This window comes from Novosphingobium malaysiense, assembly GCF_000802225.1.
In the GTDB taxonomy this organism is placed as follows: Bacteria; Pseudomonadota; Alphaproteobacteria; order Sphingomonadales; family Sphingomonadaceae; genus Novosphingobium; species Novosphingobium malaysiense.
The window spans coordinates 214,460-228,066 of the sequence record NZ_JTDI01000006.1; the positions used below are offsets into that span (position 1 = coordinate 214,460).

The window sequence follows — 13,607 nt, forward strand, 5'->3', positions numbered from 1 at the left end:
TCGATTGCTTCAGGGAGTAACGTCTTGCGCAGTTGGCTAGGTAATGCCGCGGCTTTGGCCGCCCTGGTTGCCGGTAGCGCCGCGACGCCTTCTTCCTTCCCCCTGCCGGCCGCTATCGATCACCACCGCGTGGCGGTCGAACGTTTCGGCAACGACGCCCCCTGGTATGAAGACCGGATACCGTTCTTCGAATCCGCCGACCCGCGTATCGACGCCGTCTATTACTACCGCTGGTCGATATTCCGCGCTCACCAGCGCGACCTGGGCGAAAAGGGCTATGTCACCACCGAATTCGCCGACGACGTGGACTGGCAGCGCGAACCCTACGCGACGCTCAACGATGCCAGCGGGTTCCACATTGCCGAAGGACGCTGGCTGAACGATCGCCGCTTCACCGACGATTACATCAACTTCATGTACGAAGGCGGCAACGACCGCCATTTCACCGATCACATGGCGGACTCCGTCTGGGGCCGCTACCTCGTCGACGGCGACCGCGCGGCCGTGACCCGCCACTTGCCGGTGATGCGCCACATCTACGGACTTTGGGAAGACCACTACGACTTCACCAAGGGACTGTACTTCATCGAGCCGCTGCTGGACGCCACCGAATATACCGTCTCGTCCATCGATGCCTCCGGCGGGAAGGACGGTTTTCGGGGCGGCGATGCCTTCCGCCCTTCGATCAACAGCTACATGTTCGCCAATGCCCGCGCCATTTCGCGCATTGCCGCTTTGGCTGGCAACGAGCCCCTGTCCCGCGCCTTCGCCAAGCGCGCAAAAGCACTCCAGGCGCGCGTCCTGGCCGACCTGTGGAACCCGGAGCTCACCCACTTCACCGACCGCTACAAGGTCGACAACGACTACGTGAACTACTGGGAGCCGATCCGCTCGCGCGAGCTTGTCGGCTATCTGCCGTGGATGGTCGATCTCGCGCCGGACGATCCCCGCTACGCGCAGGCGTGGACGCATCTGCTCGATCCCGCCTCGCTCGCGGGCAAGGCGGGGATGCGCACGGTCGAAAAGAGCTATCCTTATTACATGCGCCAGTACCGCTATCTCGGCACGGCGCGGGAGTGCCAATGGAACGGCCCGGTCTGGCCATACCAGACGACGCAGGTGCTGACAGCCATGGCCAACCTGCTCGACCATTACGACAACACCGCCCCCGTGACCCGCAGCGCCTACATGCGCCTGCTGCGGCAATATACCGCGCTGCATTACCAGGGCGACCGGCTGGACCTGGAGGAGGATTACGATCCGGCGTCAGGCAAGCCCATCGTCGGCCTGGATCGCAGCCACCACTATTTCCATTCGGGCTATATCGATCTGATCCTCTCGGGCCTTGTCGGCATCCGGCCGAGGGCGGACGACATGCTGGAGATCAACCCGCTGCTGCCCGATTCCGGCGATCCGCAGGCTTTGGCATGGTTTCGGGCCGAGGACGTTCCCTACCACGGCCACAAGATCGCCGTCACGTGGGATGCGGACGGAAGCCATTACGGACACGGCGCAGGCATCTCCGTCGACATCGATGGCAAGCGAGTTGCCACCCGCGCAACGCTCGGCCGGCTGACCGTCCCGATCACGCGCAAGGCAAATCCGCCGATCGCCCACGAGACCGACCTGGCGGTTCAACTGGTGCGCGGACAGTTTCCCAAGGCCAGTGCCTCGTCCGCCAGCGAACCTGAAAACCTGCACGACGCCATCGACGGCCGCGTCTGGTTCTACCCGGAATTGCCCAACGGTTGGGTCTCCGCACCTTCCACGCGGCGCCAATGGTACGAGGTGGACTTCGGAAAGCCCGTGGACGTCAGCATCGCCGAGCTCGCCTTTTTCGACGACGGAAAGCAATACTCAGCTCCCTCCGCAGTGGCTGTCGAACGCTGGCAGGATGGCCATTGGCAGCCCTTGGCTCGGGCTGTTCCCATAGCCAACGGCGTGACGCGCCTAAGCTGGCCGCGGGCCCCCATGTCGCGCCTCCGGGTGACCATGAAGCCCTCGCGTGGGCGCGCCGTCCGCCTCGTCGAGGTAAAGGCGTTCTAGAACGATCCCGCTCGTCGGATTCAGCTTGCAGGTGCGTTCTGCGAAAGGCGTGTCAGCCAGTACATCGGATAGACGCCATATCCCTTGGCAAGCTCGATACGCCCCACATACCGGCAGCGGTACCTTTCGACGGATTCGAGCGCGAGGATCGCCGCAAAAGGCTCTGTGACGAACACTTCTCCGGGCGGCGTGACCGGCTCGATCCGGGCTGCGCGGGACACTTCGGTACCATAGAAATTCAATTGACCGGTGATGTGGTCGATCATGCGATAGGCCGGGCCGTAGTGCGCACCGATGCGCATACCGGTGCCCTGCTCCAGGCCGAGCGTGGCATAGTCGAATCCCTTAAGCCTGTCCTGCAACTGCAGCGCTATGTCGGCCGCCGCCCGGGCGCTGGAGGCGATCGCGTAGAGCGCGTCGCCCCAGCTGTTCTTGGTAAGGACGTCGTCCCCATGTTCGTGCAGGACATCCGCGATGCTGCGCATCACGCCGTTCCAGAACGGCGGCAGCGCCTCTTCGGCAAGGCTCGAAAACCCCGGGAAATCGGTGAAGATAATCGCCGCCAGCGACCGTTCGTCGCCCGCAAATTCACGCGTCGGGGGGCGCTGGAACGCCCGATCGACACGGCCGGGATCGATCACGACGGTTTCCCCGCCGTACTTGCGCCAGACCGAAACGTCGGCCCCTGTGCCTGCCACTCCGTCGGCACCCTTGCCATCCCACACCGCAAGCTGCAGCGCGGAACTGCCGAGATGCTGGGCGCGCAGCGTGGCCAGCCCCATGGCAACCCGGCTGGCATAGGCGAATTGTTGCGGATCGCCGACATAGGCCATTTCGGTAGCCAGCGTCTGGCTGGTGGCGGCCTCCAGGCAGCGCTCGAACCGTCCCACCCACTCTTCACCGGCCGGCCTGACGGACTGCTCGACGAAGTCCCCTAGAGCGAACGGCAGCACGACATGCAGTTCTCCACCACGTGCGAGCACCGCCTCTGCAATGAGGATATCCGCGCCCGCCGCGACGGCGCCGTAGGCAAAGCCGATGTTGCGTTCCTCGAGAAACCGGTCGATCCCGCCTAGGATCGCGGCTTCCGCCTTTCTGTCGGACGCGAAGATATGGCCGCAGAAATGAAGCACGCGCGGCGGGCGGATCGGACGAAGCAAGCGGTGCGCGCGTTCGTTGTCGAGCCCGGTATGCCCTGCAAGCAGCTCAAGCTGGCGACAGGTGGTCGACGAGGCGCCAAAGTCGTTGCCGACCAGGCCGGCTGCCTCGTTCAGGGCCTCTGCGCATTCTTCGATCCGACCGGTCAGCAGCAGGGCTTCGGAACGCGTGGCGGCCATGTAGTAATTGCCGGGTTCGGCAACTTCGGGATCGGTCAGGATCTGCTCGGCGATCCCGATCGCCTGCCCGCCCTGCCCGCATAGCGCGGCAAGGCTCGCCGCGTTGATACCCGGATAGGAATCTGCCGTCTCCGTGAAGATGGCGAGATAGGCCTCGAACGCGGCTTGCAGGGCGGATTGCCGGGCCGGTCCGGGCGGCAGGGCCAGTGCGCGATCCTTGAGCAGGCGAGCGCCGATGGCCTGCTGGTGGGGATCGTCCGAACCGTCGAGATCATACGCCTCGAACAGTTCCATCGCTCGATCCGTATCGCCCATGCGGGCAAGCGCGAGAACCTGCTGGTGCCGAATTGCCAGGGAATCGTCACCCTCAGCAATCGCCGACACGGTCTCGTCGTATGCGGTTATGAGATCACCGCGGGCGATAGCGGCCTTTGCTCGCATTGCAGCGGGCGTCATCACGCATTCCTTTCTCGCGAGACAGGATCAGTCCTGAACGGCCAAGCCCTCCGATTCCCGCTCCAGCGCGCGGCGCTTTCGCAGGATCTTCATCGTGACGATCGCGGCGGGCACGAACAGTGCGGCAATACCGAAACAGATCCAGAAAACGTCGGTCAACGTGCCGCGACCATTGATCAACTGACCCAGCGGCCCCGAGCAGAACCAGATGGCAACGAACCACAGAAGACCGCACAAATAGAGCGCCAGCCTGTGGCCGAGCACGATGCCGAGCCCCGACAGGCCGCCATCGTCGAAGCCCGAATTGCTTCCCGACGCCCTTCTGAACCGAGCCAGTTCCCTTTCCGCCTCGCTCAAGCCACTTCGGGCATCGTCGAGTTCGCCGCGCAACCGCACCAGCTCCCTGGCGTTTGTAGCAATTTCCGTGGACCTCGCCTTAGATGCCTCGACGTGCTCTGCAAGTTCGGCTTCCAGGGCCGAACGTTTCGTCCGTTCGCTTGCGAGCTCTTGACGCATTCCGGGCATCGCCCGCTCCGCGATACCGTCGATGGCGTCGGGTGCCAGCGGGTCTTCGGGATGCTTTGCGAGCCAGCGTTTCCAGTCGTCGAGACTGCCTTCGGAACAGATGCGCGCATAGTCAGCCAGCCCCGGCCTTCCTACCAGCTCCCCGATACGCGAAAGAATGCCCAGCCAGGTGGAATTGGCAGTCCCTTCGGCACCTTCCGGAAGCACTTCGGCCTGGACTGAGCGGAATTCCAGCGGCAACTGGCACGGTTCGAGCTGGACCGCGATCAGGCCACTGCGCTCCTTGCCCGTGCGCGCTTCGTTGCGGACCCAGTCCGAGTCCACGGACTGGCCGGACCATAGTACGAGCAGCGCTCTGGAAGCTTCGATCTCGCGTTCGATCTCGCGGTCGAAGGATGATCCCGCACCTATCCCCGAATCCGACCAGACGCTGACCTTCAAGTCCTCGAGCGCCTTGCGGATCGCCAAGCAACGATCCCTGTCGCTCCGCGAATAGCTTATGAAAATATCTGCCATGATCCCCACCCACTGCCGGTCTTCTCGGACCGGGATAACATTCGCGGGACCTTGAGGACAATCGGTGCAAAAAAATAATCGATACAAAGATATGTGAGCGTGCCGCCGTCGCCCGCCGATAGAGCGATCACCTTTTCAAGGCGCTGCGAACCGTCCGACTATCCCGTTATGCGATTCCAACAGGATGTTGCGGATCTTTACTTCGCTCCACTGCTTCTGATCGACCAGAATCTGCAAGGCGATACCCTGCACTGTTGCATTCAGCAGTTCGACGGCCGGCTGCGTATCGCTGGCGTCGGGCCATGACCGGCGCACCAGACGATCGAGCAGGTCCATGCCCACGCTGGTACTGTTTGCCAGCAGCGAGGCCAGTTCCGGATCGCGAACGGCTGCATCCCAGAACGCCAGGTAGGCCTTCCAGCGCCGGACATTTGCCGGGCACCACGGGACCATGGTCAGCAGTGCCGGTACCGGGTCCTTGGCGGAGGCCGCCATGGCTTCTTCGAAACGCCTTTCTCCCTCTTCAGAGAGAAGCTGAAACGTCCAGACCAGCAGGTCCTGCTTGTCCACGAAGTAGTTGGTGATCGACGCCGTGCTCCAGCCGCCTTCGGCAGCGATGCGCCGGAACGTGGCTGCAGCCAGGCCTTCGCGCGCGACAAGGTCTATCGTCACCTGCGCGATGTCCTTACGACGCTTGTCCGGGTCGACCCTCATAGGCCGTGGTTTGCGCGAGCCTTCCGCAATTTGCAATCGGCCCCGCATGTCCCGTGCAGCACCGAAATGTGCTTCGTGAAACAAGTGTTTTTCAAACGTGCGCGGAATTCTTCTAGAACCGGCTCAATGGTCCGCAACGGGCGCCGCGGCCACGAAAGATCGCGGCACCCGGCAAGGGACTTGTGGGAGAGGAAAACGCAGTGTCCACGTTGCAGCACGGGCTGTTCATAGCCCCCTATCATGACGTCAACGAAAGCCCGACCATCGGCCTTCGGCGCGATCTGGAGATCGTCGAATGGGTCGATCGGCTCGGCTTCGCGGAAGCCTGGTTCGGCGAACATCATTCAACCGGCTGGGAAACCATCTGTTCGCCGGAACTAATGATTGCCGCTGCCGCCGAGCGCACCTCGCGCATCCGGCTGGGGACGGGCGTCGTCTCGATGCCCTATCACAACCCGCTGATGGTCGTGAACCGCATCCTCCAGCTCGATCACATGACGATGGGGCGCGTGATGTTCGGCATGGGCCCCGGCCTCCTGCCCACCGATGCCGACATGATCGGCGTCGACATCAAGAGCCTGCGCGAGAAGCTGACCGAAGTGGCGGAGATCATCGTGCCGCTGTTGCGCGGCGAGGAAGTGACGCACAAGACGGACTGGTACACGCTTAACAAGGCGCGCACGCACCTGTTGCCCTATACCCAGCCGCACCCGGAGATCGCCGTCGCCAGTGCCATCACCCCCTCGGGCGGCATGCTGGCGGGCAAGTATGGCTTCGGCATGTTGTGCGTCGCCGCGACCGAGACCGCCGGCTTCGATGTCCTCGACGAGAACTGGAAGATCGCCAACGAGGTCGCCGCCGAAAACGGCGTGGAGATGGACCCCGCCAAGCTGCGCCTTGTCGTCCCGATGCACGTGGCGGCGACGCGCGAAAAGGCCCGCGCCGACGTGGCCGAGGGGCTCGCGCGCTGGGTCGAGTATTTCGACCGGGTGGCGCCGGCAGGGATGCGCGGCATGTCGGGTGCCGGCGATCCGGCCGAACTGCTCGTGAATGCCGGGCGCGCCGTGATCGGTACGCCCGACGATGCCATCGCCATGATCGAGAAGCTGCAGGCCAAGCAGGGAGAGTTCGGCGTGGTCCTGCTGCAGGCGCATAACTGGGCGGAGTGGGAAGAGACCAAGAAGAGCTACGAACTCTACGCCCGCTTCGTCATGCCGCATTTCGCCGGCACCAACCGCAACCGGCAGTCCAGCTATGGCGATCTCACCAACGCCATCGACCGGCTCGAAAGCCAGCGCACGGCTGGCGCGGACGCGGCATTTGCCCAGTGGGAAAAGAAGACCGGACGCAAGGCAGGCTGACCGGCATAGAATAATATCGAAGGAGAAGGATGATGCAAAAAGGCCAGGACCTGGAGCTACCCTATCTCGAGATGGAGACCGACGATTTCGCCGCCGATCCCATCCCGCATTTCGAACGCGCGCGCGCGCAGCATCCCTGGCTGGCGCGCTGGGTGCTGGGCTATGTCGTGACCGACTACAAGGCGATGCGCGAGCTCTTCGCGCGCGAAGGCGAGATGGGGCAGCTCTATAACCAGATCGTCGAGATCATGGACGCCGAAGGCACCCGCTGGGGCGACTTCCAGAAGCGCCACATGCTCAATCAGATGGGGCCGGCCCACAAGCGCTATCGCGACATGCTGCAGGCCTCCTTCACGCCGCGCCGCATGAACGAACTGCGCCCGCTGATGCAGCGCACCATGACGGAGCTGCTCGACGAATGGGCCCCGCGCGGAAGCTTCGATTTCGAGGAGTTCGCCAGCTACTATCCGATCTCGGTGATGTGCCGGATGATCGGCGCGTCCCCGTCGGTCGTGCCGGGCCTGCGCTCGGCCATGGAAGCGATCGGCCTGTCCACCAGCATGGACAAGCGCTGGCTGCCAGCCATGCAGAAGGGCGTCGAACAGATGGAGCAGTTCGTCATCGATCTGGTCGCCCAGCGCCGCGCTTCGCCGCACGAGAGTCAGGAAGATCTGCTCGACATGCTGATCGCCATCCGCGACCGCGACGAGCTGACTGATCTGGAGCTGCACGAGCTGCTGATCTTCCTGTTCGTCGCGGGGTACGACACCTCGAAGAACATGACGACGCTGATCATGAACCTGCTGATCCCGCGTCCCGAAATCTACGAGCGGGTGGCACGCGATTTTGATTACACCAAGCGCGTGGTCGAAGAGGCGCTGCGCTACCATTCCACGACCTCGACCCAGCGCGTGCTGCTCGAGGACATGGAATACCAGGGGGTCGTTCTGGAAAAGGGCTCGATCGTCTGGTTCCCGATGAGCATTGCCGTCCACGACGATCGCTACGTCAGCGATCCCGACCGCTTCGATCCCGACCGCAAGGCCGAGACGAAGCACATCGCCTTCGGGCTGGGGCCCCATATCTGCCTTGGTCAGTACCTCGCACAGGCGCTCATTCAGGAGGGCCTGCACCTGATCGCCCAGCGCCTCGTAAACCCGCGCACGACCGGCGCGCGTGGCTGGCGTCCCTTCCCCGGCGCCTGGGGCATTCGCGGGCTGCCGGTCGAATTCGATCCCGTCGCGGTCGCAGCCTGATGGGGCTGACCAACGAGAATGGGCAAGGAGGATGAAATGAACGAACTGCGTTTCGACGGACAGACCGTGATCGTGACCGGTGCCGGCGGCAACCCCAGCCTGGGCCGCTCCTATGCACTGCTGTTCGGCCAGCGGGGCGCGAACGTCGTCGTCAACGATATCAGCCGCGATCCCGAAGCCCGCCACTATCCGGGCATGGCCTCGGCTGAGACCGTTGCGGAAGAAATCCGCGCGGCGGGCGGAAAGGCGATAGCCGCCGAAGGCTCGGTGGCGACTTCCGAAGGCGCGAAGGCCGTGGTCCAAAAGGCCACAGATGCCTTCGGTCGCGTCGACATTCTCGTGAACAATGCCGGTGTCTGCATCAATGCCCCGTTCGACGAGATCAGCGACCGCGACATCGAACGGCACGTAGAGGTGAACGTGCTCGGCTCGGTCTGGATGGTGCGGGCCGTCTGGCCGCTGATGAAGGCGCAGGGCTATGGCCGCATCGTCAACATCACGTCGGGCTCGATGACCGGCTATGTCGATCAGGTGATCTATGCGACGACCAAGGGCGGCACATGGTCGCTCACGCGTGGTCTCGCCGCCGAAGGGCAGGCCCACGGTATCAAAGTCAACGCGGTGAGCCCGGGCGCCTACACGCGCATGGTGATTTCCTCGTTCGAAGACGATTCCCCGCTGCTCGCGCACTCGAAGCAAAGCCTGCAGCCCGAACTCTGTGCCCCCGCCGTAGTCTTCCTTGCCCACGAAAGCTGTCCGGTGAACGGAGAGTGCATCGATTCCGTCGGCGGCGACGTCCAGCGTTGCTTCATAGCGCGAACCAAGGGCTTCAGCGACCGCGAGCAGACCGTCGAAACCATTGCCGAGCGCTTCGACGAAGTCATGGACGAGACCGGCGCCGAGACGGTCGGACTGGCTGCCATGGACACGTCCGAATGGGGCATTCGTCCCTACGAGGCGGCAGAGGAACGGCAGGAGCAGGCCTGACCGCGAGCAGCGGCCGCGCTCCCGAAAAGCAGGGTGGCGGCGATTGTCAGGACCGCCATGTGCGTTTACGCTCGTTTTTGTGATCGAGCGGAATCCCGGGACTTTGACCACCACCGAAACCTGTCGGGCAGACCCTGTTCGTCCGGTCTGCTTGCGGATTGCCGCGTGACGCAGTCTGCCCGCGAAGCATTGCAGCGAGGCGACCTTCCTGCCGCCGGTTCGGCAGCGCAGGCACTGATCCAGGCCCGTCCCCGGGATGGCGAGGGGTACTTCCTGCTGGCCTTGGTAGCCGCCGAGGCCGGACAGATGGGCAAGGCGCTCCCTCTCATCGAACAGGCGCTGGAACGCGATCCCGACAACAGCGAGTATCTGGCCCAGCACGCGCGCCTGCTGATCCTCCTCCGGCGCGACGGGGAGGCCGCCGAAGCGGTCCGCCGGGTGCTCGAACGGGGCAGCGACGATGCGCGCACGCTCGACACGGTGGGATGCGTGCTCGCACGGCTGGGCGATCACGAAACCTCGATCCGGCCTTTCGAGGGCGCCGTAGCGCGCGAGCCCGGCAATCTCGACTACCGTTACAATCTCGCTGCCGCTTGCGGGTTCACCGGACGCGTCGATGCCGCGCGCGAACACTACGAAGCCATCCTTGCCGCCGATCCGGGCAATGCCCGCAGCCACTATGGGCTGGCCATCCTCTCGCGCCAATCGCGCGAAGCGAACCACGTCTCGCGTCTCGAAGCCGCTGCAGCGCGGGCGCGGGACCCGCAGGATCTGGTGCGCCTGCGCTACGCGCTGGCCAAGGAACTGGAGGACATCGGCGAAGCAGACCGGGCCTTTGCGACGCTTCTGCAAGCCAACACCGATTACAAGCGGCAGATCCGCTACGACTTCGCGCAGGACGAAGCCAACTTCGATGCCATCGAGGCCGCGTTTGCATCGGCCGGTCCCGCAGCCTCTTCCGGCCTCTCGGACGCCTCGGCAATCTTCGTCGTCGGCATGCCACGGACGGGGACGACGCTCGTCGACCGCATCCTCTCGTCGCATCCCGAGGTGGCCTCGGCCGGAGAACTTCAGGCCATGCCGCTGGCGGTCAAGCAGGCTGCAGGCACCCGCTCCCGGCAGGTGATCGATCCGGAAACCGCGCAGGCGGCAATGGCCGCCGATCCCGCGAAAATCGGGCAACTCTACCTTGCCCGGGCCGCACACCACCGGCCCGCCGGCGCTGCGCGCTACGTAGACAAGCTCCCCGCCAACTTCCTGCATGTCGGCCACATTGTCCGCAGCCTGCCGAATGCCCGCATCGTGTGCCTGCGGCGCAATCCCATGGACACGGTCTGGAGCAATTTCCGCAATCTCTTCGCGACCCAGTCGGCCTACTACGCCTACTCCTACGACTTGCTCGACACGGCGCGATACTACGCCCGGTTCGACCGGCTCATGGCTTTCTGGGACCGGCTTTACCCCGGCCGCGTCCTGCAGTTCGGATACGAAGCGCTGGTCCTCGACCAGGAAGCGCAGACGCGCCGGCTGCTGGAACACTGCGGCCTGTCGTGGGCCCCGGCCTGCCTCGCCTTCCACGAGAACCGGGCTGCAGTCGCCACGCCCAGCGCGGCACAGGTCCGGCGCAGTCTCAATACCGAGGGCATCGGCCGCTGGAAGACCCACGCCGAGGGCATGGCAGAAGTGCGCGCATACTTCGAGGCGCAAGGCATCGCGATAGACTGAGCGCGGAATTTCGCGCTGCGCAACGCCGTGGCTACGGCCCCGTTCAGGCAGAATCCGGCCGTAGCCACGGCGTCGCTCGGTATGACGAAAAAGAGGCGGCACCGCTTGCGCGATGCCGCCTTTCAGTGTGGGTAACTGGGTGCGACCCTCAGGCCCTCAGTATTTGATGCGCGCCTCGAGACCGATGACACGCGGCGTGGCAACGCTTTGCGCGTAGTAGCGCGAGATGACGCCGTCGTTGACGAGACCCTTGCGGGTCAGGTCGTTGCTGACGCCGGTGATCGCGTACTTGTCGAAGATGTTGTTCGCGAAGAGCGACACCTCGTAGTTCTCGGCCTTGTAGGTCACGGTCGCGCGATGCATCGTGTAGGACGGCAGGCGCTCGCCGCCGCCACGAAGGCCCGTGCGGGTGTAGATGCCGCCCATGTAGGTAGCGGTCCAGCCCAGGACGACCGAGTTCAAGCCGACGGGGAATTCGTAGGTCGCGCCGAGCGCGCCGGAATTCTTGGTCGAGCCCGGCAGGCGGTCACCCGCATAGACGTCCACCAGATCGCCCCCGGCCACGGAAAGCAACTGGAGCACGTCCTCGGTCAGGTGCGCATCGAGGTAGGAATAGTTGCCGCGGATGTTGAAGCCGGGGAACGGGTTGGCGTTGAACGAGAAGTCGATCCCCTTCGAGACAGCCTTGCCGCCATTGACGGTGATGCCGATGGCGCCGTTGACGGTCTGACCCGCCAGCTGGATGCCGTTCCAGTCGACATGGTAGCCGGAGAGGCTGAACGAGAGCCTGTTGTCGAACAACTGGGCGCGGACACCGATCTCGGCGTTCTTCACCTTGTCGGGGCCGTAATCGAGCTCGTTTTCGAGCGCGCACAGGTTCTGGCCCGGCGGGAGCGGCAGGACGCAGGGCGCAACGCGGTTCACGCCGCCGATGCGATAGCCGGTCGAGTAGGTGCCCCAGACCAGCACGTCCGGCGTGACGTTCCACGAGGCGTTGATCTTGTACACAAGGCCGTCGTCGGAGGTGGAACCCGAGCGCGAACGGTAGTCGCTCTGCCAGTAGGGCAGGTAGCTGCCGCCATCGATCCAGGCGTCGTACTTGTAGTAGCGCAGGCCGCCGGTGATCTGGATGTCAGGCGTGAAATGCCAGGTCGCTTCGCCGTAGAGGCCTTTTTCATCGGTCTTGGTGCGCACGTACGACGAGTATTCGTGGTCCTCAGTACCGATATCGATGCCCCAGTTCTCCAGGGCCCAGGCGCCGAAGCCCGGCGTATATTCATCGTAGTTCGAGCGGTAGTTCTGGCGGTTCCAGAAGGCGCCGGCCACGAAGCTGAGCGGGCTGTCGAAGGTCGAGACCAGTCGGACTTCGTTGGTGTATTCGTATTCCTTCTGGTTCGACTGGTTGTAGCTCGAGAAAGCCGGGAACAGCTCGTAGTCGTAGTCGAGGTCGATCAGAAGGTCGGTATTGTCGCCGTGGTAGGACGTCTTGCGCTGGGTATAGGCGGAGACGAAGACCACATCCATGAAGTCCATCACGTTGCCCGTCGCCTCAAGCGAAATCAGCTGGCCTTCGCGCGTTGCCGGCTCGAGGTAGCGCCACGGGGCCTCGTACTTGCCCTCGCCGACCACGCCTCCGCCGGTGGCCTGGCGGCCGCCCGTCTTGGTCTTCTGATAGGCGTAGGTCACGAAGACCTGGAAGTCGTCGTCCACGAACCCGATCTGGTTTCGCGACGTGAACGTGTGGTCGTAGTTGACGTCCTTGGCTTCCTTGAAGTTGGCGGCCTTGTCCTCAGCGCTGCCAAGCGGATTGGCCAGCGTGCCGGGCTGCGGCAGCGAGACGCCGGGCGTCTGCAGGAGGTAGGGATAGTCGATGAAGCCGGGCGTATCGTAGTAGCCGGTGGTGGTGCGGAATGCGATCTTCTCGGCCAGCGGGATGTTCAGCGTCGCATAGCCGGAATACCCGACGTCGCCCGAGTGGGCCATGTCGAAGACACGGCCGCTGGCCTCGACCGAGAACTTCGTGGGATCGGGACGATTGGGCATGTACCGCATGGCGCCGGCCAGGGTGCCCAGACCGTAGAGCGTGCCTTGCGGGCCCAGCAGCACTTCGACGCGGTTCATGTCGATCAGCTTGAAGTCGTAGTACATCGGCACTTCGCCGAGGTACATGCCGATGGCGTTGTCGCCGTTGTTGCCGCCGCCTGCTGCGGTGTCGTCGGCAGACAAGCCGCGCATGACGATCGTGCCCGATGCGCGTGCGCCGTTGTCGATAACCGTCAGGCCGGGCGTAAAGGCGCTGAGATCGCGCATGTCGTCGATCTGTTCGTGCTCGAGTTCGTCCGCACCGATCGCGGAGATGTTGATCGGCGTTTCGATCAGCGTCGTGTCGCGACGGGTCGCCGAGACGACGATGGTCTGGCCTTCGTAGCCTGCCTCTGCCGCATCGTCGGCCAGTGCGGGCGTGGCGAGCGCGACGCTTGTGAATATTGTCGCGGACAGAAGCCCCGCCTTACGGTTCACTCGATACGACATATGCTAACCCCCTTTTTTTGGATAAAGTTGTCCCGTGCCCTGACTCCCTCGAGTCAGAACCTGAGCGTTCACTTCGTTTTGATCTCTGCGCGGCGGGCCGATCACCTTGGGCGGTGGCGGGTTGACGCGCGTATTGCTTGCAATTTTTTGGG

9 protein-coding genes are annotated in these 13,607 nt (G+C 63.9%); 5 read left to right on the plus strand and 4 right to left on the minus strand.

Annotated elements, in window-relative coordinates:
• The first annotated feature begins 24 nt into the window (after nt 1-24).
• The gene (locus LK12_RS18665; protein WP_039287456.1) at nt 25-2,046 is read left to right on the plus strand and encodes an MGH1-like glycoside hydrolase domain-containing protein; all 2,022 of its coding nucleotides are present in this window, start codon (nt 25-27) and stop codon (nt 2,044-2,046) included.
• 20 nt (nt 2,047-2,066) lie between these two features.
• Here LK12_RS18665 and LK12_RS18670 read toward each other — a convergent pair whose 3' ends face one another.
• The 3 genes from LK12_RS18670 to LK12_RS23970 all read right to left on the minus strand — a co-directional run bounded on the left by LK12_RS18670 (nt 2,067) and on the right by LK12_RS23970 (nt 5,594).
• Entirely contained in the window at nt 2,067-3,839 is a 1,773-nt protein-coding gene (locus tag LK12_RS18670; protein ID WP_039287460.1) for an adenylate/guanylate cyclase domain-containing protein, read from the minus strand.
• 27 nt (nt 3,840-3,866) lie between these two features.
• A complete protein-coding gene (locus LK12_RS18675; RefSeq protein ID WP_039287463.1) occupies nt 3,867-4,880 on the minus strand; it encodes a toll/interleukin-1 receptor domain-containing protein in 1,014 nt (337 codons plus the stop codon).
• A 135-nt stretch (nt 4,881-5,015) separates the two neighbouring features.
• On the minus strand, nt 5,016-5,594 hold the full coding sequence (locus LK12_RS23970; RefSeq protein ID WP_052223602.1) for a TetR/AcrR family transcriptional regulator: 579 nt from the start codon (nt 5,592-5,594) through the stop codon (nt 5,016-5,018).
• A gap of 200 nt (nt 5,595-5,794) precedes the next feature.
• Here LK12_RS23970 and LK12_RS18685 point away from each other — a divergent pair, with 200 nt between their 5' ends.
• The 4 genes from LK12_RS18685 (at nt 5,795) to LK12_RS18700 (ending at nt 10,923) form a co-directional block, all read left to right on the plus strand.
• The gene (locus LK12_RS18685; RefSeq protein WP_052223603.1) at nt 5,795-6,955 is read left to right on the plus strand and encodes an LLM class flavin-dependent oxidoreductase; all 1,161 of its coding nucleotides are present in this window, start codon (nt 5,795-5,797) and stop codon (nt 6,953-6,955) included.
• Nucleotides 6,956-6,987: 32 nt separating this feature from the next.
• Nucleotides 6,988-8,211 carry a cytochrome P450 gene (locus LK12_RS18690; RefSeq protein ID WP_197063600.1) on the plus strand — a complete coding sequence of 408 codons (1,224 nt, stop codon included), beginning with the start codon at nt 6,988-6,990 and terminating at the stop codon, nt 8,209-8,211.
• Nucleotides 8,212-8,247: 36 nt separating this feature from the next.
• The gene (locus LK12_RS18695; protein WP_052223604.1) at nt 8,248-9,198 is read left to right on the plus strand and encodes an SDR family NAD(P)-dependent oxidoreductase; all 951 of its coding nucleotides are present in this window, start codon (nt 8,248-8,250) and stop codon (nt 9,196-9,198) included.
• Nucleotides 9,199-9,363: 165 nt separating this feature from the next.
• The gene (locus tag LK12_RS18700; protein ID WP_052223605.1) at nt 9,364-10,923 is read left to right on the plus strand and encodes a tetratricopeptide repeat-containing sulfotransferase family protein; all 1,560 of its coding nucleotides are present in this window, start codon (nt 9,364-9,366) and stop codon (nt 10,921-10,923) included.
• A gap of 156 nt (nt 10,924-11,079) precedes the next feature.
• On the opposite strand, the gene LK12_RS18705 is transcribed toward LK12_RS18700, so the two are convergent.
• Nucleotides 11,080-13,443 carry a TonB-dependent receptor gene (locus tag LK12_RS18705; RefSeq protein WP_331454155.1) on the minus strand — a complete coding sequence of 788 codons (2,364 nt, stop codon included), beginning with the start codon at nt 13,441-13,443 and terminating at the stop codon, nt 11,080-11,082.
• Nucleotides 13,444-13,607: the final 164 nt, after the last annotated feature.

What these genes read in the sequence shown, in the direction of transcription:
- LK12_RS18670 (WP_039287460.1), bottom strand. Translation starts at nt 3,839, where the DNA reads ATGACGCCCGCTGCAATGCGAGCAAAGGCCGCTATCGCCCGCGGTGAT.
- LK12_RS18675 (WP_039287463.1), bottom strand. Translation starts at nt 4,880, where the DNA reads ATGGCAGATATTTTCATAAGCTATTCGCGGAGCGACAGGGATCGTTGC.
- LK12_RS18695 (WP_052223604.1), top strand. Translation starts at nt 8,248, where the DNA reads ATGAACGAACTGCGTTTCGACGGACAGACCGTGATCGTGACCGGTGCC.
- LK12_RS23970 (WP_052223602.1), bottom strand. Translation starts at nt 5,594, where the DNA reads ATGAGGGTCGACCCGGACAAGCGTCGTAAGGACATCGCGCAGGTGACG.
- LK12_RS18690 (WP_197063600.1), top strand. Translation starts at nt 6,988, where the DNA reads ATGCAAAAAGGCCAGGACCTGGAGCTACCCTATCTCGAGATGGAGACC.